This window comes from Halomonas sp. THAF12 (genome assembly GCF_009363675.1).
In the GTDB taxonomy this organism is placed as follows: domain Bacteria; phylum Pseudomonadota; class Gammaproteobacteria; order Pseudomonadales; family Halomonadaceae; genus Halomonas; species Halomonas smyrnensis.
Window position 1 is genome coordinate 1,369,062 of the sequence record NZ_CP045399.1, and the last position, 19,911, is coordinate 1,388,972.

The 19,911-nt window shown below is 66.9% G+C and carries 18 protein-coding genes and 9 tRNA genes; 22 read left to right on the forward strand and 5 right to left on the reverse strand.

Going from position 1 to position 19,911, the window contains the following annotated elements; genetic code table 11:
* Nucleotides 1-239: 239 nt before the first annotated feature.
* Nucleotides 240-2,438: a bifunctional 23S rRNA (guanine(2069)-N(7))-methyltransferase RlmK/23S rRNA (guanine(2445)-N(2))-methyltransferase RlmL gene (rlmKL, locus tag FIU88_RS06235; RefSeq protein ID WP_152478578.1), complete on the forward strand. Its 2,199-nt coding sequence runs from the start codon at nucleotides 240-242 to the stop codon at nucleotides 2,436-2,438.
* Nucleotides 2,435-2,776: a glutaredoxin family protein gene (locus FIU88_RS06240; protein WP_152478579.1), complete on the forward strand. Its 342-nt coding sequence runs from the start codon at nucleotides 2,435-2,437 to the stop codon at nucleotides 2,774-2,776. The genes rlmKL and FIU88_RS06240 overlap by 4 nt, the downstream gene beginning before the upstream one ends.
* 5 nt (nucleotides 2,777-2,781) lie before the next feature.
* Here FIU88_RS06240 and FIU88_RS06245 read toward each other — a convergent pair whose 3' ends face one another.
* A complete protein-coding gene (locus tag FIU88_RS06245) occupies nucleotides 2,782-3,063 on the reverse strand; it encodes a hypothetical protein (protein ID WP_016855985.1) in 282 nt (93 codons plus the stop codon).
* A gap of 134 nt (nucleotides 3,064-3,197) precedes the next feature.
* Between FIU88_RS06245 and pdxB the strand changes: the two genes are divergently transcribed.
* A complete protein-coding gene (gene pdxB / locus FIU88_RS06250; protein WP_152478580.1) occupies nucleotides 3,198-4,361 on the forward strand; it encodes a 4-phosphoerythronate dehydrogenase PdxB in 1,164 nt (387 codons plus the stop codon).
* A 95-nt stretch (nucleotides 4,362-4,456) separates the two neighbouring features.
* On the opposite strand, the gene htpX is transcribed toward pdxB, so the two are convergent.
* From htpX to msrB, 4 genes are all read right to left on the reverse strand, one after another.
* Complete coding sequence (gene htpX, locus FIU88_RS06255; RefSeq protein ID WP_016855987.1) at nucleotides 4,457-5,356, reverse strand: protease HtpX; 900 nt, start codon at nucleotides 5,354-5,356, stop codon at nucleotides 4,457-4,459.
* A gap of 144 nt (nucleotides 5,357-5,500) precedes the next feature.
* Nucleotides 5,501-6,730 carry a pyridoxal phosphate-dependent aminotransferase gene (locus FIU88_RS06260; protein ID WP_016855988.1) on the reverse strand — a complete coding sequence of 410 codons (1,230 nt, stop codon included), beginning with the start codon at nucleotides 6,728-6,730 and terminating at the stop codon, nucleotides 5,501-5,503.
* A 105-nt stretch (nucleotides 6,731-6,835) separates the two neighbouring features.
* Entirely contained in the window at nucleotides 6,836-7,804 is a 969-nt protein-coding gene (gene ylqF / locus FIU88_RS06265) for a ribosome biogenesis GTPase YlqF (RefSeq protein ID WP_152480149.1), read from the reverse strand.
* Between the two features lie 76 nt (nucleotides 7,805-7,880).
* Nucleotides 7,881-8,282: a peptide-methionine (R)-S-oxide reductase MsrB gene (msrB, locus tag FIU88_RS06270; protein WP_016855990.1), complete on the reverse strand. Its 402-nt coding sequence runs from the start codon at nucleotides 8,280-8,282 to the stop codon at nucleotides 7,881-7,883.
* 171 nt (nucleotides 8,283-8,453) lie between these two features.
* On the opposite strand from msrB, the gene FIU88_RS06275 reads away from it, so the two are divergent.
* From FIU88_RS06275 to FIU88_RS06365, 19 genes are all read left to right on the forward strand, one after another.
* Nucleotides 8,454-8,529, forward strand: a tRNA-Glu gene (locus tag FIU88_RS06275).
* A gap of 24 nt (nucleotides 8,530-8,553) precedes the next feature.
* A tRNA-Gly gene (locus FIU88_RS06280) sits at nucleotides 8,554-8,628 on the forward strand.
* Between the two features lie 4 nt (nucleotides 8,629-8,632).
* Nucleotides 8,633-8,708, forward strand: a tRNA-Glu gene (locus tag FIU88_RS06285).
* A 27-nt stretch (nucleotides 8,709-8,735) separates the two neighbouring features.
* Nucleotides 8,736-8,810 (forward strand) — tRNA-Gly (locus FIU88_RS06290).
* Nucleotides 8,811-8,900: 90 nt separating this feature from the next.
* Nucleotides 8,901-8,976 (forward strand) — tRNA-Glu (locus FIU88_RS06295).
* A gap of 23 nt (nucleotides 8,977-8,999) precedes the next feature.
* A tRNA-Gly gene (locus FIU88_RS06300) sits at nucleotides 9,000-9,074 on the forward strand.
* A 112-nt stretch (nucleotides 9,075-9,186) separates the two neighbouring features.
* Nucleotides 9,187-9,262, forward strand: a tRNA-Glu gene (locus FIU88_RS06305).
* A 21-nt stretch (nucleotides 9,263-9,283) separates the two neighbouring features.
* Nucleotides 9,284-9,358, forward strand: a tRNA-Gly gene (locus FIU88_RS06310).
* 225 nt (nucleotides 9,359-9,583) lie between these two features.
* Entirely contained in the window at nucleotides 9,584-10,540 is a 957-nt protein-coding gene (locus FIU88_RS06315; RefSeq protein ID WP_152478581.1) for an ABC transporter ATP-binding protein, read from the forward strand.
* On the forward strand, nucleotides 10,537-11,310 hold the full coding sequence (locus tag FIU88_RS06320) for an ABC transporter permease (RefSeq protein ID WP_152478582.1): 774 nt from the start codon (nucleotides 10,537-10,539) through the stop codon (nucleotides 11,308-11,310). Before FIU88_RS06315 ends, FIU88_RS06320 begins: the two co-directional genes overlap by 4 nt.
* A 2-nt stretch (nucleotides 11,311-11,312) precedes the next feature.
* Nucleotides 11,313-12,149 (forward strand): NADPH-dependent 7-cyano-7-deazaguanine reductase QueF, encoded by an 837-nt coding sequence (queF, locus tag FIU88_RS06325; protein WP_152478583.1) that lies wholly within the window; start codon nucleotides 11,313-11,315, stop codon nucleotides 12,147-12,149.
* Nucleotides 12,150-12,260: 111 nt separating this feature from the next.
* Nucleotides 12,261-12,821, forward strand: a complete 561-nt coding sequence (locus tag FIU88_RS06330; protein WP_152478584.1) for a nitroreductase family protein — start codon at nucleotides 12,261-12,263, stop codon at nucleotides 12,819-12,821.
* 2 nt (nucleotides 12,822-12,823) lie between these two features.
* Nucleotides 12,824-13,327 (forward strand): YiiD C-terminal domain-containing protein, encoded by a 504-nt coding sequence (locus FIU88_RS06335; RefSeq protein WP_152478585.1) that lies wholly within the window; start codon nucleotides 12,824-12,826, stop codon nucleotides 13,325-13,327.
* A 122-nt stretch (nucleotides 13,328-13,449) separates the two neighbouring features.
* A tRNA-Ser gene (locus FIU88_RS06340) sits at nucleotides 13,450-13,537 on the forward strand.
* Nucleotides 13,538-13,987: 450 nt separating this feature from the next.
* Nucleotides 13,988-14,698, forward strand: a complete 711-nt coding sequence (locus FIU88_RS06345) for a UTRA domain-containing protein (protein ID WP_152478586.1) — start codon at nucleotides 13,988-13,990, stop codon at nucleotides 14,696-14,698.
* Nucleotides 14,699-14,827: 129 nt separating this feature from the next.
* Nucleotides 14,828-15,859: a putative 2-aminoethylphosphonate ABC transporter substrate-binding protein gene (locus FIU88_RS06350; protein ID WP_152478587.1), complete on the forward strand. Its 1,032-nt coding sequence runs from the start codon at nucleotides 14,828-14,830 to the stop codon at nucleotides 15,857-15,859.
* 61 nt (nucleotides 15,860-15,920) lie between these two features.
* A complete protein-coding gene (locus FIU88_RS06355) occupies nucleotides 15,921-17,042 on the forward strand; it encodes a putative 2-aminoethylphosphonate ABC transporter ATP-binding protein (protein WP_152478588.1) in 1,122 nt (373 codons plus the stop codon).
* Nucleotides 17,039-18,730, forward strand: coding sequence for a putative 2-aminoethylphosphonate ABC transporter permease subunit (locus tag FIU88_RS06360; protein WP_152478589.1), 1,692 nt, complete (start codon nucleotides 17,039-17,041; stop codon nucleotides 18,728-18,730). Before FIU88_RS06355 ends, FIU88_RS06360 begins: the two co-directional genes overlap by 4 nt.
* A gap of 43 nt (nucleotides 18,731-18,773) precedes the next feature.
* Entirely contained in the window at nucleotides 18,774-19,901 is a 1,128-nt protein-coding gene (locus FIU88_RS06365) for a 2-aminoethylphosphonate--pyruvate transaminase (RefSeq protein ID WP_152478590.1), read from the forward strand.
* Nucleotides 19,902-19,911 lie beyond the last annotated feature (10 nt).

Sequence of the window (19,911 nt, forward strand, 5' to 3'; positions counted from 1 at the left end):
GCACCGATGGCAGCGACGCTCTGGGCGTCACGACCGTGACTTGAGGGTGTCGATACGGCACAGCGCGTACTGTGTCGACAGGTCCTTGCCCTCATGACAGGAACGCATGCGTTGTCTGGTAGCTACCACTTTATTCATAGCGCAACCTGGTCGATGCCGTCGACAGGTGATTTGTAACAAAGCGTACATTCAGGCGTCACGCGGACGTGGCGGGCCTGAAGCCACCCGATGGATTTCTCATGACCGAACGACGAGCTACCGACTCTCTGGCCTTCCTCGCCACCTGTCCCAAGGGGCTGGAACTGCTGGTGTCCGACGAGCTGGCCGCGCTGGGCGCCACGCCCGGCAAGACGACCCTGGCCGGGGCGCACTTCCAGGCCGATCTCGAGACGGCCTATCGGGCCTGCCTGTGGTCGCGGCTGGCCAACCGGGTGGTGCTGTGCCTGGTGCGCGAGGAGGGCATCGAGACCCCCGAGCAGCTGCGCGCGGCCACGGCCGCCGTGGCCTGGGGCGAGCACCTGCCGCGGGGCGCGACCCTGGCGGTGGACTTCCACGGCCGCTCCACCGAGATTCGCCACACCCGCTTCGGCGCCCAGACCGTCAAGGACGGCGTGGTCGATCGCCTGCAGGCCGACGGCCAGCCGCGGCCGAACGTCGATACCCGCCAGCCGGACCTGCGCCTCTACGCCCACCTGCATCGCGGCCGGCTGACCCTGGGCATCGACTTCGCCGGCGACAGCCTGCATCGCCGCGGCTATCGCCGCGACGTGGGCCACGCGCCGCTCAAGGAGAACCTGGCCGCCGCGCTGCTGATCCGCGCCGGCTGGCCCGAGCGGGCCCGCGAGGGCCAGCCGCTGGTCGACCCGCTGTGCGGCGCCGGCACCCTGCTGATCGAGGCGGCGATGATGGCCGCCGACATGGCGCCCAATCTCAACCGCGAGCGCTTCGGCTTCCAGGGCTGGGCCGGCCACGACAAGGCCCGCTGGCAGGAGATCAAGCGCGAGGCCGAGGCCCGGGCCAGCATCGGCCGCAAGCGCTGCCGCTGCCGGATCCACGGCTTCGACCAGAGCCCGCCGGCGCTGTCGTCGGCCAAGGCCAACGCCATGCGCGCCGGCATTCCGGCGCTGATCACCCTGAAGGGCGCGAGCCTCACCGAGCTCAAGCGCCCCGAGGATCTCGACCCGGAGGCGAAGGGCCTCGTGATCACCAACCCGCCCTACGGCGAGCGTCTCGGCGAGCTGCCCGAGTTGGTCGGCCTCTACGCCGATCTCGGCGAGCGGGCGCGGCAGGCCTTTCCGGGCTGGCGCCTGGCGCTGTTCACCGGCAATCCGGACCTCGGCCATCGCACCGGGCTGCGCGCCCACAAGCAGTATTCGCTGAAGAACGGCCCGCTGGACGCCAAGCTGCTGCTGATGGACGTGCCGGAGGGCACTCAGGGGGGAGGCGAGGGCAGGGCCGCGTCGCCGACGCCGCCGCCGCGCTCCGAGGGCGCGCAGATGTTCGCCAATCGCCTGACCAAGAACCGCAAGCGGCTGAAGAAGTGGCTCAAGCGCTCCGGCGAGACCTGCTACCGGCTGTATGACGCCGACATGCCGGAATACGCCCTGGCCATCGACGTCTATGGCGACCACGTGCACGTGCAGGAGTACGCGCCGCCGAAGTCGATCGATGCCGGCCAGGCCCAGAAGCGGCTGTTCGAGGCGCTGGCGGTGATTCCGGAAGAGCTGGAGGTCGATGCCAGCCGGGTGGTGGTCAAGCGCCGCGAGCGCCAGAGCGGCCGCGCCCAGTACCAGAAGCAGGCCGCCAGCGGCGAGCGCTTCGAGGTCCGGGAAGGGCCGGCCCGGGTGTGGGTGAACCTGCGCGACTACCTCGACACCGGGCTGTTCCTCGATCACCGTCCGGTGCGGCGCATGCTCGGCGAGATGGCCCAGGGCAAGCGCTTCCTGAACCTGTTCTGCTATACCGCCACGGCCACCGTGCAGGCCGCCCTCGGCGGCGCCTCGGACAGCGTCAGCGTGGACCTGTCGAACACCTACCTCGACTGGGCCCGGGACAACTTCGCCCTGAACCGGCTCGATCCCTCGCGTCACCGCGTGGTGCGCGACGACTGCTTCCAGTGGCTCGAGACCGCCGGCGTCCACTTCGACCTGATCTTCATGGACCCGCCGACCTTCTCGAACTCGAAGAAGATGGCCGACACCCTGGACGTGCAGCGCGACCACGGCCGGCTGGTGCGCCTGGCCATGGCGCGGCTGGCGCCCGGTGGCACCCTGGTGTTCTCCAACAACCAGCGCCGCTTCAAGCTCGACGCCGAGCTGGCCGAGGCCTACGCGGTGGAGGACATTTCGGCGAAGACGTTCGACCCGGACTTCCATCGTCGCCCGGACCTGCATCACGTCTTCCTGATTCGCCACAAGGAGGGTGCCGCCGAGGCATGATCCAGCTGACGCTCTACACCACGCTCGGCTGCCACCTTTGCGAGACGCTGGAGGCCGGGCTTTCGCGCCTGGCCGGCGTCGAGTATCGCCTGACGCGGATCGAGATCGGCGACGACGAGGCGCTGCTGGCGCGCTTCGGCGAGCGCATTCCGGTGCTGGTGGACGAGACGGGGGCGGCGCTGGAGGGCGCCGTCTCCCCGGCGGGGCTGGCCGAGTGGCTGGCCGCACGGGGCTGGCTGGACGAAAACGCCTGGCAGGCGATGCCGGGTGGTGAGAGCGAGGCGCCGTCGGAGCCGGGCGGCGCGGTGGTGCGCCGGGGGCGGCGCTTTCTGAGCTGACGAGCCTAGAGCGGGTCGAGCAGCGACAGCTGGTTGACCGCATCGCGCCCTTCCGGGCTGTGGTCGTCGGCTTCCAGTACCTTGTGGAAGCCGCGCGAGGCCTGGATGGTGGCCTCGTCCTCGAGCCACATCATGGCCTGGCCGTGGTCGTCGGCGAGCCGATGCTTGAGCCCGCCGAACTGGGTGCCGATCTGGCCCCAGGCACGGCTGAAGATCCAGTCGCCGAACATGTCCTGATGGACATGTACCAGCACATAGTCATGGTCGGTTTCCCAGCGGACGATCACGGCGACTCCCGAGGTCGGCGGCGGCGCGACGCGCACCGCTCGTGTAACATGCCCCGTATTGTAAGGCCTTGTGTTTCATGGACAAGTTTCCATGGGCAAGTTTCCATGGACAAGTCAATCGAGAGGAAGGACCCATGAGAATCGTCGTCGACGCCAACGTGCCGGCCGCCGAGGCCTGTTTCGGGCCGCTGGGCGAGGTGATCCGGGTGCCCGGCCGCGAGATCGATGCCGACACGGTGCGCGACGCCGATGCGCTGGTGGTGCGCTCCATCACCCGCGTCGACGAGGCCCTGGTGGCCGGTTCCCGGCTGCGCTTCGTCGGCACCTGTACCATCGGCACCGACCACGTCGATCAGGCGGCGCTGGCCGCGCGCGACATCGGTTTCTCCAGCGCCCCGGGCTGCAACGCCGAGGCGGTGGTCGACTACGTGCTGACGAGCCTCGCGACCCTGGCCGAGCGCCAGGGTTTCTCGCTGCTGGAGCGCACGGTCGGCATCGTCGGGGTGGGCAACGTCGGCGGCCGGCTGCGCGGGCGCCTGGAGGCCATGGGCATCGCCTGCCTGGCCTGCGACCCGCCCAGGGTGGAAGCAGAGAGCATCGAGGCAGAAGGCGGCGACGGCTTCCATGAGCTGGACGCGCTGATCGACGCCTGCGACGTGCTGTGCCTGCACACGCCGCTGGTGCGCGACGGCCGCCACGCCACTCGCCACCTGCTCGACGCCCGGCGCATCGCCGAGCTGGCGCCGGGCACCGTGGTGCTCAACGCCGGGCGGGGCGATTGCCTGGACGGCCAGGCGCTGCGCTCGCGGCTCTCCGGGCGGGGCGACATCACGGCGGTGCTCGATGTCTGGGAGGACGAGCCCGGCATCGACGCCGCGCTGTGCGACCTGGCGGCGATCGCCACGCCGCACATCGCCGGCCACAGCCGCGACGGCAAGCTGCGCGGCACCCACGCCATCTATCAGGCGCTGACCCAGCGCTTCGGCCTGCCGGCGCGGCTGACCCTGGCGGATCTGTCGCCGGCGCCGCCGCTGGCCTCGCTGACCCTCGACGGCGGCCTGACGGTAGAGGAGGCGCTGCGGCTGTGCATGCGCGCGGTCTACGACGTGCGCCGCGACCATGATGCCCTGCACCGGGAGAGCCGCCGCCAGGGCATGGCGGCCGGCTTCGACGACTGCCGCGCGAATTACCCGCTGCGCCGGGAGTTCTCGACCCTGGCCGTCGAGCTGCGCCCGGCGGCCGAGTCCCTGGCCGCGCCGCTTGCGGCCGCCGGCTTCCGGGTGGCCACGAGCGCCTAGCACCGGGCCACAAGCGCCGAGCCACAAGAAAACCCGAAGGCCAAGGCCCTCGGGTTTTCGTTTGCTTCGGTCGGTTCACGCTGTCGCGTTGCCGCTTACTGCCGGTAGGCCGCTTCCTTGAGCGCGCGGATGCGGTCGTCCAGGGGCGGGTGGCTGGCGAACAGCCGCTCCATCAGCTTGCGGGTCTGGCCGGTGGTGATGGCGAACGCGGTCAGGGTGTCCGGCATCTGGTCGGCCATCTGGGTCTCGGCCTTGAGCCGGCCGAGGGCGTTGATCATGGCGCCGCTGCCGGCCAGCCTGGCGCCCGCGGCATCGGCGCGGTACTCGCGGAAGCGCGAGAACCAGGCGACGATGGCCGAGGCGATCAGGCCGAACACGATCTCGGCGACGATCACCACCGCGAAGTAGCCGAAGAAGCCCAGGCCTTCGTTGTCATCCTTGCGCAGGAAGCTGTCGACCAGCTGGGCCACCACGCGGGCGAAGAACATCACGAAGGTGTTCAGCACGCCCTGAACCAGCGCCAGGGTCACCATGTCGCCGTTGGCCACGTGGCCGATCTCGTGGGCCAGCACCGCGCGCACCTCTTCCGGGCGCATGCGGTTGAGCAGGCCGGCGGAGACCGCCACCAGGGCGTCGTCCTTGTTCCAGCCGGTGGCGAAGGCGTTGGACTGCTCGGCGGGGAAGATGCCCACTTCCGGCATCTTGATGCCGGCCTCGCGGGCCAGCTCGCCCACGGTGTCCAGCAGCCACTGCTCGGTGCTGTTGGAGGGCTGCTCGATGATCACCGTGCCGGTGCTGCGCTTGGCCATCCATTTGGAGATGAACAGCGACACCATGGAGCCGGCCATGCCGAAGATGAAGCAGAAGATCAGCAGGCTGTTGAAGTTGATGCCCTGGGCGCTGAGGTAGGGCTCCACGCCGAGCAGTCGCAGGGTGATGCTGGCCACCAGGATCACCGCCAGGTTGGTGCCCAGGAACAGCAGGATTCTCATCATTGCCGGAACTCTCCCATGAGGGTTGTCGTGCAGGCGCCGCGCCCGGATGGGCGCGGCGAGTAGAAGCAACTGCTTAGATACGGACTTTCGTCGAGGGTTTCAAGCACGACGTCGCCGTGGGCTCATCGACGATGGCCATGCGGCTCACTGGCGGTAGCGCGACAGGAATCGCGCGAAGCGATCCAGGGCGTCGTCGAGCTGCTCGGCCCAGGGCAGGGTGACGATGCGCACGTGGTCCGGCTCGGGCCAGTTGAAGGCCGTGCCCTGCACCAGCAGGATCTTCTCCTGCAGCAGCAGGTCGAGCACCAGCTGCTGATCGTCCTGGATGTTGAACACCTTGGGGTCGAGGCGCGGGAAGGCGTAGAGCGCGCCCTTGGCCTTGGTGCAGGACACGCCGGGAATGGCGTTCAGCTTCTCGTGCGTGATGTCGCGCTGGGCCAGCAGCCGGCCGCCGGGCAGCACCAGGTCGTTGATCGACTGGTAGCCGCCCAGCGCGGTCTGGATGGCGTGCTGGGCCGGCACGTTGGCGCACAGGCGCATCGAGGCCAGCATGTTGAGGCCCTGGATGTAGTCCTGGGCGCGCTGCTTGGCGATGCTGCCCGACAGCGTCATCCAGCCGCTGCGGAAACCGGCGCAGCGATAGCTCTTGGACAGCCCGTTCATGGTCACCACCAGCTGGTCGTCGCCGGCCAGGGAGCCGGTGGAGACGTGCTCGGTGCCGTCGTAGAGGATCTTGTCGTAGATCTCGTCGGAGAACACCACCAGGTTGTGCTCATGGGCAATCGCCAGCAGTTCGCGCACCACCTCCGGCGGATAGACGGCGCCGGTGGGGTTGTTGGGATTGATGATGACGATGGCCCGGGTGTGCTCGGTGACCTTCTTGCGGATGTCGTCGAGATCGGGCGCCCAGTCGGCCTGCTCGTCGCACAGGTAGTGCACGGCGCGGCCGCCGGAGAGGTTGGTGGCGGCGGTCCACAGCGGATAGTCCGGCGCCGGGATCAGCACCTCGTCGCCGTCGTTGAGCAGCGCCTGGAGCGAGATGGTGATCAGCTCGGAGACCCCGTTGCCGACGAACACGTCCTCGACGCCGACGCCGGGAATGCCCTTGCGCTGGCACTCCTGCATGATCGCCTTGCGCGCCGAGTAGAGCCCCTTGGAATCGCAGTAGCCCTGAGCGGTGGCCAGGTTGCGCATCACGTCCTGGAGGATCTCCTCCGGGGCCTCGAAGCCGAACGGCGCGGGATTGCCGATGTTCAGCTTGAGGATGCGCTGACCCTCCTCTTCCAGGCGCTTGGCGTGGTCGAGCACCGGGCCGCGGATGTCATAGCAGACGTTGTCGAGCTTGTGCGATTTCCTGAGCGAGGCAGTGTCCATGGGGTCGAGTCCAGTGGTGTCCAGGGCCGCCGGTCGGCGGGGTGATCGTCTTGGTGAGAGAAAGGTGTGTGAGAAGGGCGCGTGACACCGGTCACGCGAGCCGTCTCAGCCGGCCGCTTCGTCGTCGGCGCTGGCCGAGGCGTCGGCGTCCTCTTCCGGCGCCTGCGCCGGAATGTCGGCGGGGGTCTCGAGGGTCACGCGGCCGAGCTTGCCGTCGCGCAGCTCGTGCAGCAGCACCTCGGCGCCGCGGTGCAGGTCGACCTCGCCGCCGGCGCGCAGGCCACCGCGCTTGCTGGCGATGGTGGAGAGCAGGGCGTGGCCGTCGAAGCCGGCCTCGGCCAGCAGATCGAGCTGGGCGTCGCCGTCGGCCTCGACCCGGTCGGCGTCAGGATGCCCCTCGTAGGGCGGCAGCGCCTTCAGCTTGTAGCGCGCGGAAAACGCCTCGGGATAGCGCTTGGCCAGCTCGGCGGCGGCCACCACGGCCACGTCGACGTAGTCGATGGCGGTGTCGCGGATCGCGCCGCTGGCGGCCAGGCGATAGGCGCTGGCCTGATCCTCGATCTTCGGCCACAGCACCCCGGGGGTGTCGATCAGCGCCACCTGGCCGTTGATGCGCACCTTCTGCTGGCGCTTGGTGACCGCCGGTTCGTTGCCGGTCTTGGCGATGGTGCGTCCGGCCAGGCCGTTGATCAGTGTCGACTTGCCGACGTTGGGAATGCCCATGACCATCACCCGCACGTCGCGGTCGGCGCGCACCTGGCCGGCCAGCTCGTGGCACAGCTTGGGAATGCGCTTGAGCTCGCGCGACTGGGTGGTGGTCACCGCCAGCGCGCGGGTATCGGGCTGGGCGTCGAAATGGGCGGTCCACTCCTTGGTGCGGACCGGATCGGCCAGGTCGGCGCGCGAGAGGATCTTGAGCACCGGCTTGTGGCGGGTGAGTTCCGCCAGCATGGGGTTGGCGCTGGAGTAGGGCAGACGGGCGTCGAGCACCTCGATCACCACGTCGATCTCCGGCAGCGCCTCGAGGATCTGCCGGCGCGCCTTGTTCATGTGTCCCGGGAACCAGCCGAGCATCATCCCTCTCCTGCTACTCAATGAAACGGCCGACCATCATAGCAGATGGCCGGCCGCTGCAGGGCGGGGCAGGGCGCTATTCGCCGGGGTGGAAGTCGATGGCCACCGAGTTGATGCAGAAGCGCTGGCCGGTGGTCTCCTGCGGACCGTCGGGGAAGACGTGGCCGAGGTGAGCGTCGCAGCGGGCGCAGAGCACCTCGACGCGCTGCATGCCATGGCTGGAATCCGCCTGGTGTTCCACGCAGCCGGTGCCCAGGGGGCGGTCGAAGCTCGGCCAGCCGCAGCCGGCGTCGAACTTGTGCTCGTTCTCGAACAGCGGCGCGTGACAGCACACGCAGTGATAGATGCCCTGTTCGTCGTTGACTCGGTAGTCGCCGGAGAAGGGGCGCTCGGTGCCTTTCTCTCGGGTCACGTGGTACTGCTCGGGGGTGAGCTGTTCACGCCATTCGGCCTCGCTCTTCTCTAGCTTCTTGCGCATGGCCTCTACTCCTCGGTTGCGTCGCCAGGTGCGTGCACCTCATTGTGACATCAAGACACGGCGTTTTTTCCAGCCCGATCGTTAACGCTAGATCGTCGTGCCACTCCCGTGCTTGACACTTTCCCGCCGTGTCAGTACTATACGCGCCATCTCGACGAGACGAGACACAGCGTCCCATTCGTCTAGTGGTCTAGGACACCGCCCTTTCACGGCGGTAACAGGGGTTCGAACCCCCTATGGGACGCCACTCTTCTCGATGAGATACCGGAGTGCGGGAATAGCTCAGTGGTAGAGCATCGCCTTGCCAAGGCGAGGGTCGCGAGTTCGAATCTCGTTTCCCGCTCCAATGCGTCCCATTCGTCTAGTGGTCCAGGACACCGCCCTTTCACGGCGGTAACAGGGGTTCGAACCCCCTATGGGACGCCACTTCCGGTGTTTGACAATGCGAAAGCTGCGGGAATAGCTCAGTGGTAGAGCATCGCCTTGCCAAGGCGAGGGTCGCGAGTTCGAATCTCGTTTCCCGCTCCATTTGCCTTCGGGGTGATGGATTAGAGTAGGGCCTGAGAGGGTCGCGAGCTGGTACGCCAGCCCGGTCGAATCTCGTTTCCCGCTCCATGCGTCCCATTCGTCTAGTGGTCCAGGACACCGCCCTTTCACGGCGGTAACAGGGGTTCGAACCCCCTATGGGACGCCACTTCGCAGTGTCACCAGTGTTAAGCGGGAATAGCTCAGTGGTAGAGCATCGCCTTGCCAAGGCGAGGGTCGCGAGTTCGAATCTCGTTTCCCGCTCCATCTTCTTTCGGGATGATGGGTTTTAGAGTAGGGCCTGCGAGGGTCGCGAGCTGGTGCGCCAGCCCGGTCGAATCTCGTTTCCCGCTCCATTTGCTCATAGAGCAATGATTGCGTCCCATTCGTCTAGTGGCCTAGGACACCGCCCTTTCACGGCGGTAACAGGGGTTCGAACCCCCTATGGGACGCCACTACGCAGTACCCCCTTCCAAGCGGGAATAGCTCAGTGGTAGAGCATCGCCTTGCCAAGGCGAGGGTCGCGAGTTCGAATCTCGTTTCCCGCTCCAGATTGTCTTAAGCACTTCTCCGATCACCGGTCCGGCCCAATGCGCCTGCCCGGGATGTCGTGTTTCTGCCCCTGGCGTCTGTCGATGGGCGTCTTTCCTCGCCGTGCCGCAAGCGCCTGCCTCCCGGCAAACGGCCCAACTCGTTCGCCAGCGATTGAACCTGGCGGAATCGCCCCCATAGTAGTGGGCCTTCGACGACATTCATCCAAGTACACAGGACTGCTCATGGCCGAACCGGCGCTGTCCATTCGTGGCCTGACCAAGGTCTACGGCAATGGCTTCCAAGCCCTCAAGGGCATCGACCTCGATGTCGAGCAGGGCGACTTCTACGCCCTGCTGGGCCCCAACGGTGCGGGCAAGTCCACCACCCTCGGGGTGGTCTGTTCGCTGGTGCAGAAGACCGCCGGCAAGGTCTCGATCTTCGGCATCGACATCGACAAGGACTTCGCCAAGGCGAAGTACCATCTGGGCGTGGTGCCCCAGGAATTCAACTTCAACCAGTTCGAGAAGGTCATCGACATCGTGCTGGCCCAGGCCGGCTACTACGGCATGTCGCGCCGCGAGGCCCTGCCGCGCGCCGAGGAACTGCTGCGCGACCTGGGGCTGTGGGACAAGCGCAACGGCAGCGCCCGCATGCTCTCCGGCGGCATGAAGCGCCGGCTGATGATCGCCCGCGCCCTGATGCATCGCCCCAAGCTGCTGATCCTCGACGAGCCGACCGCCGGGGTCGACATCGAGCTGCGCCGCAGCATGTGGGAGTACATGCGCCGCATCAACGAGAAGGAAGGCACCACCATCATTCTCACCACCCACTACCTGGAAGAGGCCGAGAGCCTGTGCCGGCGGGTGGGCATCATCAACCACGGCGAGATCATCCGTGACACCAGCGTGCGCGACCTGCTCGCCGAGCTGGACACCGAGACCTTCCTGCTCGACCTGGCGCATCCGCTCGAGGACGCACCCGCCATCGACGGCTTCGACGTGCGCCAGTCCGACGACGCCCAGCTGGCGGTGATGGTCCATCGCGGCCAGCGCCTGAACGACGTCTTCGACGCCCTGGGCCGGCAGGGCATCGAGGTGGTCTCGATGCGCAACCGCGCCAACCGACTCGAGGAAATGTTCGTCTCCATGGTGGAAGAGGGGCAGAAAACCGCGACATCCGACCAGGAGGCCCGTTCATGAACGCCACCCAGATCGCCATCGCCCTCTGGACGCTGGTGTCCAAGGAGATCCGCCGCTTCACCCGGATCTGGCCGCAGACGCTGCTGCCGCCGTCGATCACCATGACCATGTACTTCATCATCTTCGGCAACCTGATCGGATCGCGCATCGGGGCCATGGATGGCTACAGCTACATGGACTTCATCGTGCCCGGCCTGATCATGATGGCGGTGATCACCAACAGCTACTCCAACGTCGCCTCGAGCTTCTTCTCCAACAAGTTCCAGCGCAGCGTCGAGGAGATGATGGTCTCGCCGATGCCCAACTGGGTCATCCTCGCCGGCTTCGTGCTGGGCGGCATGGCGCGCGGCCTGGGCGTGGGCGTGATCGTCACCTGCGTGTCGCTGTTCTTCACCCGCATCGACATGGCCCACCCGCTGCTGACCATCGGGGTGGTGGTGCTGACCGCGGCGCTGTTCGCCATCGGCGGCTTCATCAACGCGCTGCTGGGCAAGAAGTTCGACGACATCTCCATCGTGCCGACCTTCGTGCTGACGCCGCTGACCTACCTGGGCGGGGTGTTCTACTCGATCTCGCTGCTGCCGGCCTTCTGGCAGGGCGCCTCGATGCTCAACCCGATCCTCTACATGGTCAACGTCTTCCGCTACGGCTTCCTGGGCGTCTCCGACATCCCCGTGGGCTGGGCCCTGACCGCCATCCTCGGCTTCATCGTGGTACTGTTCGGCATCGCCCTGTGGATGCTCAACAACGGCAAGGGCATCAGGAGTTGACCATGGCACACGAACGACCCGAGACGCTCGCAGAGGCCCCGCTGGGCCGCGAGTCCGCCTACCCGGAGCACTACGACGCCGGGCTCTTGTACCCGATTGCCCGCGCCGCCAACCGCGCGCCGCTGGGCATCGAGGAGGGCGCGCTGCCGTTCGTCGGCGAGGACGAATGGCACGCCTTCGAGGTCTCCTGGCTCAACGCCCGCGGCAAGCCGATCGTCGCCGTGGCGCGCTTCCGGCTGCCGGCCGAGTCGCCGCGGCTGATCGAATCCAAGTCCTGGAAGCTCTACCTCAATAGCTTCAACCAGACCCGCCTGGCCTCGCAGGACGAGGCCCGGGCGATCATGGCGCGCGACCTCTCCGCCGCGGCCGGCGCGCCGGTGGCCGTGGAGCTGTTCGGCGTCGACGACGAGGCGCTCGCCCCGCGCCGCCTGCCGGGGGAGTGCATCGACGATCGTGACATCGAGGTCGAGGACTACACGCCCAGCGCCGAGCATCTGATCACGGATGACGAGATCGTCGAGGAGACGCTGCACTCGCACCTGCTCAAGTCCAACTGCCCGGTCACCGGCCAGCCCGACTGGGGCAGCGTGATGATCCGCTACCGCGGGCCGCGCCTCGACCGCGACGGCCTGCTGCGCTACCTGATCGGCTATCGCCAGCATCAGGACTTCCATGAGCACTGCGTCGAGCACATCTTCATGGACCTGATGGAACGGGCGAACCCCGAGCGGCTGCTGGTGCTGGCGCGCTATGTGCGCCGCGGCGGCCTCGACATCAGCCCCTGGCGCGGCACCCCCGGCGAGCAGCCGCCGACGCCGCTGCGTCTGGCGAGACAGTAGGCCTGGCGCGGCAGTAAGCGTGTCGCGCCGCCCGGCCCGGCGCGACAGCCATCGAGCGGCTTGATAGAGTATCGAGAACCTTTCTCGTCTGACCTCGGCAAGGAGACACCGATGGATGCGATGACGCTGCTGCAACAACGCAGCTCCATGGGCAAGCTGATGGCCCCGGCCCCCGACGCGGAACAGCTCGAGGCGATGTACCGGGCCGCGCTGCGCGCCCCGGACCACAAGGAGCTCCGCCCCTGGCGCTTCATCGAGTTCTCGGGCGACGGGCTCGACCGCCTCGGCGAGCTGTTCGCCGAGGCCGAGCGGGTCGAGAACCCCGATGCCCCGGAGGCCGTGCTCGAGGGCGCGCGCAAGAAGCCCAAGCGCGCGCCGATGATCATCGCCGTGGTCGCCAGGGTCACGCCGGACGAGCCCAAGGTGCCGCGGGTCGAGCAGGTGATCTCCGCCGGCTGTGCCGCCCATGGCCTGCTGCTGGCCGCGCACGCCCAGGGCCTGGGCGCCATGTGGCGCACCGGCAAGTACGCCTTCGACGCCACCGTGCGCGAGGGCCTCGGCCTGGCCGAGCAGGACGAGCTGGTCGGCTTCCTCTACCTGGGGCAGGTCGGCGGCCGCCACCGCCCGGTGCCGGAGCACGACCTCGACGCCTTCGTCGAACGCTGGAGCTGAGCATGCGCGAGCTCGGCGTTCCTCATCCCCGCCTGCCGCTGCCGTCGGCCGGCGGGGAAGACGATCCGGCGGCCTTCCTGGCCTGGCTGCGCGAGGCCATCCCGATGGCCGCGCATCTCGGCGTCGAGGCCATGCGGCGCGACGGCGAGGCGCTGGAATGGCGGCTCGCCATCGCCCCGAGCCTCAACGACAAGGGCACCGGCTTCGGCGGCGCCCTGACCGCCCAGGCCACGCTGCTCGGCTGGTGCTGGGCCACGCTCTGGCTGCGGCGACACGGCGTTGAGCGCGACGTGGTGGTGGCCGAGGCCAGCCAGCGCTTCCTGGCGCCGGTAACCGGCGACTATCGGCTGGTCTGCACGCCGGAGAGCGAGGACGGCCCGGGGCGCCTCGAGGAGCGGCTGGCGGAGCGGGGCAGGGGGCGCATCGCCCTGGTGCAGCGCCTGTACTGCGGCGAGACCCTGTGCCTCGAGGCCCGCGGCGACTACGCCGTGCGCCCGGCAGGCTGAGCCGTCGGCCCCGATCCGCAAGAAATCGAAAAAACCACTTGCGTACACGGACTTAAGTGGATAATATACGCCCCGTTCTCGAGGCAAAGGCAGCAAGCCAAACGGTTCGAGAGCCAAAATGCGGAGGGGTGTCCGAGTGGTCGAAGGAGCACGCCTGGAAAGTGTGTAAGTCGAAAGGCTTCGAGGGTTCGAATCCCTCCCCCTCCGCCACGAATTCTGAGAAAAGCCGCTGAGCCATCAGCGGCTTTTTCTTTGTCTGTATTTTTTCCCGCGCTGTGCCCCATGCCTGGCACCTGGTTTCCCCCTGGGCCCTCCACGACGCCTTTGGCCCGCCTTCGTCCTGGTGCTGTCGCTCTTCCTGCCGCCATGCCACATCCGGGCCGTTATTTTCTGGCCGTCGCTCCGGTTCTCCGTACCGTCGTCCTACGTATTGTGAGCAGCCATGAGCGTGACATGGCCGTCGGGTCCCCTGTGATCGCCCCTCGATTGGTAAATACCGGCATGCTTCGCTGCGTGATGGCTTTGAACGGCGTCGATAATCGAAAGAGTCGGTTGGGACGTTGGTGACGGCTAACCGCTTGAGTATGCGAGAATCAGAATCCGCCCAGGCAGCCAGCGTTCCTTTGGCCGCCGCCCTGAATCTCGGCTGGAAACCCTGACATGAGCGATGCCTACTACCTTCATCTCACCGATCGGCTGCGAGATCTCATACAAGACCCCGAGGCCTTCGAGGATGACCGGTTGCCATCGGAGCGGGTCCTGGCGGAGCGTTTCCATACCACTCGTGTCACCCTGCGCCAGGCATTGGCCCAGTTGGAAGGGGAAGGGCGCATCCACCGCAGCAACCGCCGTGGCTGGTTCGTATCGCCACCGCGTCTCGACTATGACCCGACGCGTGACGCTGGCTTCAATGATTACGTGAAGGCTCAGGGGCGTCGGCCACGCACCGAGGTGTTGCTCACCGATACCCGTCCCCACCCTCCGGCAGCAGAGGCCCTGGGCTTGCCCTTAGATCGGTCGTTTCACCATATCCGTCGTCGGCGCTTCGTGGACGACAGGGCCGTGCTTTGCGAGTCGCTCTGGGTCGTGCCTGAGCGCGCCCCGCAGCTGCTGGAAGGCGATTTCACCGGCTCCTTGTGGGGCCAGCTACGAGAACGCTGGGGGCTGACCCTGGCTCACCGTTCGCTGCGGCTATACTCCGAGGCGATCCACGCCCGGGAGGCAGAGGCGTTGGGTGTGGCCGCCGGGACGGCAGGGCTGAGCGTACGCCGCACCATCTTCGACGAACAGCGTCGCCCGGTGGAATACGATGAAGAGCACTGGCTGCACAACGCCCTGTGCATCGCGGTGGAATTGGAAAACTCCGTTTAATTAAGCGAAAGACGCTTCACTCAGCCTTCAAGATTCTGTCACGGGGCTGTCATGGAGGCTCGCCAGACTCTTGGTATATACCAGATGGGCAGTCACCTGTCTGACCTTCACCAAGAGCCGGAGAGTCCCATGTCCTTCTTCACTCGCACCCTGCTGGCCAGCGCCATCGGCCTGACATTGTCCACTGCTGCCCAGGCCGCGACCGAGCTGACCGTCTACACCGCCGTCGAGGCCGACGATCTGCAGAAATATGCCGAGCGCTTCCAGCAGGCGCACCGGGATATCGAGATCAACTGGGTGCGGGACTCCACCGGTGTGATCACCGCTCGCCTGTTGGCCGAGAAGGATAACCCCCAGGCCGATGTGGTCTGGGGGCTGGCGGCCACCAGCCTGCTGGTGCTGGAGGACGAGGGCATGCTGGCCCGCTATGCCCCCGAGGGCGTTGAGGCCCTGGATCCCAAGTTCGTCGATCCGGCGATCCGCGAAGGCAAGGAGCCGGCCTGGGTCGGCATGGACGCCTGGGTCGCATCGCTCTGCTACAACACCATCGAAGGCGAACGCCTCGGCGTCCCCAAGCCCAGCTCCTGGGAAGACCTCACCCGTCCTGAGTATGAAGGGCATGTGATCATGCCGAACCCGAGCTCCTCGGGCACCGGCTATCTGGATGTCGCCAGCTGGATGCAGTTGTGGAACGAGGAGGGCGCCTGGGACTACATGGATCGTCTCCACCAGAACATCTCGCGCTATACCCACTCCGGTTCGGCTCCCTGCAACCTGGCCGCCTCCGGCGAGGCGGTGGTGGGGGTCTCCTTCGCCTTCCGGGGCGCACGCCTGATGTCTCAGGGGGCGCCCGTCGAGCTGGTCTTCCCCACGGAAGGCGTCGGCTGGGACATGGAGGCCGCGGCCATCATCGAGGGCAGCGACAAGCGTGATGCCGCCGAGACGCTGCTCGACTGGGCGGTGACCGAGGAAGCCAATGCGCTCTACAACGAAGGATATGCGGTCGTCGCCTATCCGGGGGTGGCCCAGCCCATCGATCACTATCCCGCCAACATCTCCGACCTGATGATCGATGCCGATTTCAACTGGGCGGCCAACAACCGCGAACGCCTGCTCCAGGAATGGCAGGGCCGTTATGACGGCAAGTCCGATAGCCAGTAAGCCACCTCGCTATTCTTGTGATCGCCCCGGCGTGTTGCGCCGGGGTCGGGAGTATTTCGTCATGACCACCCTGACCGCCCCCGTATCCTCTGCGGCTCATGCCACCGTCGCCGATGCGGGGATTCATCTCGAGATTGCCGGGCTCAGCAAACGCTTCGGCCATTTCACGGCCCTGCAAGATATCGATCTGACCATTCGTGAAGGCGAGTTCGTCTGCTTTCTGGGACCCTCCGGCTGCGGCAAGACGACCCTGCTGCGCGCCATCGCGGGGCTGGCGCCGCAGAGCGCGGGGCGCATCGTCCAGTGCGGGCGCGACATCTCGCGCCTGCCGCCCCAGGCACGAGACTTCGGCATCGTCTTCCAGTCGTATGCGCTCTTCCCCAACCTGACGGTCTTCGACAACGTGGCCTATGGGCTGCGTAACCGGCGCGACGATCGTCACCGGATGCGCGAACGGGTGGCCGAGCTGCTGGCCCTGGTCGATCTGGTCGGCAGCGAGGGCAAGTATCCGGCGGCCCTCTCCGGGGGGCAGCAGCAGCGTGTCGCGCTGGCGCGTGCGTTGGCCACCGAGCCGGGGCTGCTGCTGCTCGATGAGCCGCTGTCGGCGCTGGATGCGCGGGTGCGTGTGCATCTGCGCAGCCAGATCAAGGCCCTGCAGGCGCGCCTGGGCGTGACCACCATCATGGTGACCCACGACCAGGAAGAGGCCCTGGCCATGGCCGATCGTATCGTGGTGATGAATCACGGCGTGATCGAGCAGGTGGGCACGCCGGCCGAGATCTATCGACACCCCGCCAGCGCCTTCGTGGCCGAGTTCATCGGCAGCATGAACTTTCTCGAGTGCTGCCCGGAAGGCACGCAACGCCTGCGGCTCGGTGAGCGTCGTCTGGATTGCACGACCCATGAGTGCGCCGGCCTGGAGCACGCCCGGTTGGCCATTCGTCCCGAGGCCGTGGAACTGTGTCGCAGTGACGAGGGCCTGTCGGCGCAGGTGGAACACATCGAATTCCTGGGCGCCTTCCTGCGTGTCAGCCTGACGCTCGAGGAGTGTCATCAGGCATTGACGGCAGACATCGCCGTGCGAGACGGCGAGGCGCTGCGCCTGACCCCGGGCATGACCCTCGGGGTGCGACTGCCGGCCGAGGCGATGCGACTCTTCCCCAGCCAGGAGGCGCGGCCATGATGGTGGTGATGCCCGCCTGGTCCCGGCGCTGGTCCGGCGAGTCCCTGGTGCGTTTGTTGGCGCTGCTGCTGGCCCTCGGCCTGCTGGTGGTGGGCCTGCTGTTCCCGCTGGCGGCCATGCTGGTCAAGAGTGTTCAGGACCGTGCCGGCGACTTCGTGGGGCTGGCCAACTTCGCGCGCTACCTCCAGACGCCGGCCCTGGCCGGCTCCATCGTCAACTCCCTGACCATCGCCCTGACCAGCACCGCGGTCGTGGTCGGCCTGGCCTTCCTCTGCGCCTATGGCCTGACGCGGACCTGCATGCCCGGCAAGCGGCTGTTTCGCATGCTGGCCATCCTGCCGATCCTGGCGCCCTCGCTATTGCCGGCCATCAGTCTCGTCTATCTGTTCGGCAACCAGGGCTGGTTTCGCGAGGTGCTGATGGGGGAAAGCATCTACGGCCCCATCGGCATCGTCATGGGCCTGAGCTTCTGGATCTTCCCTCATGCCCTGATGATCCTGGTCACGGCCCTGTCCAACAGCGATGCACGACTCTATGAGGCGGCCGAGGCCCTGGGGACCCCGAAGTGGCGCAGCTTTCTGACCATCACCTTGCCGGGTGCACGCTATGGTCTGATCTCCTGTGGCTTCGTGGCCTTCACGCTGGCCATCACCGACTTCGGCGTGCCCAAGATCATCGGCGGGCAGTTCAGCGTGCTGGCGACCGACGTCTACCGTCAGGTGGTGGGGCAACAGAACTTCCAGATGGGCGCGGTGGTCAGCGTGATTCTGCTGTTGCCGGCCCTGCTGTCCTTCGTCGTGGACCGCTGGATCCAGCGGCGCCAGGTCGCCCAGCTTTCGGCGCGGGCGGTGCCCTGGCAACCCAGCCCCAGCCCGTTGCGTGACGGGACCTTTGCCGCGATCTGCTACGGCGTGGGGGCGGTCATCCTGCTGGTGATCGGCACCGCCATCTATGCCTCTCTGGTGCAGTTCTGGCCCTACAACCTGTCCCTGACATTCAAGCATTACGCCTTCGAGGCGCTGGCCGGGGACGGCTGGACCTCCTGGGGCAATTCCCTGAAGCTCGCCTTTCTGGTGGCGACGATCGGCACTCTGGCGATCTTCTTCAATGCCTGGTTGATCGAGAAGAGCCAGGGCTATCGCCCGCTGCGGCAGGGGCTGCACTTCCTGGCCATGTTGCCGATGGCGGTGCCGGGCATGGTGCTGGGCCTGGCCTATATCTTCTTCTTCAACCAGGCCGGTAATCCGCTGAACTGGATCTATGGCACCTTGATCATCCTGGTGCTCAACACCCTGGTGCACTTCTACACCGTCTGCCATCTCACCTCGGTGACCGCGCTCAAGCAGCTCGATCCGGAGTTCGAGGCGGTAGGGGCGTCGCTGAAGGTGCCGTTCTGGACCACCTTCCGTCGCGTGACCCTGCCGGTCTCCTTGCCTGCGGTGCTGGATATCTCGGTGTATCTGTTCGTCAATGCCATGACCACGGTCTCGGCGGTGGTCTTCCTCTACACCAGCGACACGCGCCTGGCCTCCGTGGCGGTGATGCATCTGGACGAGGCCGGCTACTTCGCCAGTGCGGCGGCCATGGCGGTGCTCATTTTCTTCACGTCTCTGGGCGTCAAGCTGGCGCATGCGGCGATCAGCCATCTGCTGTTGACCCGGGCCCAGCGTTGGCGTCAGGCGGGCTAGGTCCGCCGTCCCTTTTTTTGTTCACTGCTACTGGTATATACCAATGACCATGACCACCTCCGATGCCTATCTGCTCACGCCGGGGCCGCTGACCACCAGCGCGACCGTCAAGGCGGCCATGCAGCGCGACTGGGGCTCCTGGGACGACGACTTCAACGCCATGACCGCGGAGATCTGCCGTCGCCTGCTGGCGTGTGCCAACGCCAGCGAGCGCCATGCCTGCATCCCCGTCCAGGGCAGTGGCACCTTCGCCGTGGAGGCCGCGCTCGGCACCCTGATCGATGCCACCCGAACGACGCTGGTGCTGGTCAATGGCGCCTACGGCAAGCGCCTGGTGAGCCTGCTCGAGCGCCTGGGACGCCCCGTCGAGGCGATGGCGCTCGGCGATGCCACCCCGCCTGATCCGGCGATGGTCGAGGCGTACTTGGCGGCCAACCCGAACATTGGCTATGTCGCCGTGATCCACTGCGAGACCAGCTCCGGCATGCTCAATCCCCTGGCGGCCATCGCCGAGGTGGTGGCCGCCCAGGGCCGCGAGCTGATCATCGATTCCATGAGCGCCTTCGGTGCGCTGCCGGTGGATGCCGAGCGTCTTCCCTTCCTGGCGTTGATCTCATCGGCCAACAAATGCTTCGAAGGCGTGCCCGGCTTCGGCTTCGTGATCGCGCGCCGCGACGCCTTGGAGGCCGCCGAGGGGCGCTGCCACTCCCTGTCGCTGGACCTGCATGATCAGTGGCGGTACATGACCCGCACCGGCCAGTGGCGCTATACGCCGCCGACCCACGTCGTGGCCGCTTTCCTGCAGGCCATGAAGGAGCACGCCGAAGAGGGCGGGGTGCCGGCACGCCATGCGCGCTACGCCGCCAACCGGGAGCGTCTGGTCGCCGGCATGCGTGAGCGAGGCTTCGAGACCCTGCTGGAAGATCGCTGGCTCTCGCCGATCATCACCACCTTCCTGAGCCCGGCGCACCCGAACTTCGACTTTTCGCGCTTCTACGCCGAACTCAAGGCGCATGGCTTCATCATCTATCCCGGCAAGCTCACCGAGGTCGAGAGCTTTCGCATCGGCAGTATCGGTCGCCTCGACATCAAGGTGATGGACCGACTGTTGAGTGCCATCGACACGGCCCTGGCCACCATGGGCGTGGATGACGCCCGTCCCGCTCACTGACCACGACCCA

Excerpts from the sequence above, each read along its gene's own strand:
- FIU88_RS06345 (WP_152478586.1), top strand. The coding sequence starts at position 13,988 with ATGAGCGATGCCTACTACCTTCATCTCACCGATCGGCTGCGAGATCTC.
- FIU88_RS06360 (WP_152478589.1), top strand. The coding sequence starts at position 17,039 with ATGATGGTGGTGATGCCCGCCTGGTCCCGGCGCTGGTCCGGCGAGTCC.
- queF (WP_152478583.1), top strand. The coding sequence starts at position 11,313 with ATGGCACACGAACGACCCGAGACGCTCGCAGAGGCCCCGCTGGGCCGC.
- rlmKL (WP_152478578.1), top strand. The coding sequence starts at position 240 with ATGACCGAACGACGAGCTACCGACTCTCTGGCCTTCCTCGCCACCTGT.
- FIU88_RS06315 (WP_152478581.1), top strand. The coding sequence starts at position 9,584 with ATGGCCGAACCGGCGCTGTCCATTCGTGGCCTGACCAAGGTCTACGGC.
- FIU88_RS06335 (WP_152478585.1), top strand. The coding sequence starts at position 12,824 with ATGCGCGAGCTCGGCGTTCCTCATCCCCGCCTGCCGCTGCCGTCGGCC.
- FIU88_RS06330 (WP_152478584.1), top strand. The coding sequence starts at position 12,261 with ATGGATGCGATGACGCTGCTGCAACAACGCAGCTCCATGGGCAAGCTG.
- pdxB (WP_152478580.1), top strand. The coding sequence starts at position 3,198 with ATGAGAATCGTCGTCGACGCCAACGTGCCGGCCGCCGAGGCCTGTTTC.
- msrB (WP_016855990.1), bottom strand. The coding sequence starts at position 8,282 with ATGCGCAAGAAGCTAGAGAAGAGCGAGGCCGAATGGCGTGAACAGCTC.
- htpX (WP_016855987.1), bottom strand. The coding sequence starts at position 5,356 with ATGATGAGAATCCTGCTGTTCCTGGGCACCAACCTGGCGGTGATCCTG.
- FIU88_RS06260 (WP_016855988.1), bottom strand. The coding sequence starts at position 6,730 with ATGGACACTGCCTCGCTCAGGAAATCGCACAAGCTCGACAACGTCTGC.
- ylqF (WP_152480149.1), bottom strand. The coding sequence starts at position 7,804 with ATGCTCGGCTGGTTCCCGGGACACATGAACAAGGCGCGCCGGCAGATC.
- FIU88_RS06240 (WP_152478579.1), top strand. The coding sequence starts at position 2,435 with ATGATCCAGCTGACGCTCTACACCACGCTCGGCTGCCACCTTTGCGAG.
- FIU88_RS06365 (WP_152478590.1), top strand. The coding sequence starts at position 18,774 with ATGACCATGACCACCTCCGATGCCTATCTGCTCACGCCGGGGCCGCTG.
- FIU88_RS06355 (WP_152478588.1), top strand. The coding sequence starts at position 15,921 with ATGACCACCCTGACCGCCCCCGTATCCTCTGCGGCTCATGCCACCGTC.
- FIU88_RS06350 (WP_152478587.1), top strand. The coding sequence starts at position 14,828 with ATGTCCTTCTTCACTCGCACCCTGCTGGCCAGCGCCATCGGCCTGACA.
- FIU88_RS06320 (WP_152478582.1), top strand. The coding sequence starts at position 10,537 with ATGAACGCCACCCAGATCGCCATCGCCCTCTGGACGCTGGTGTCCAAG.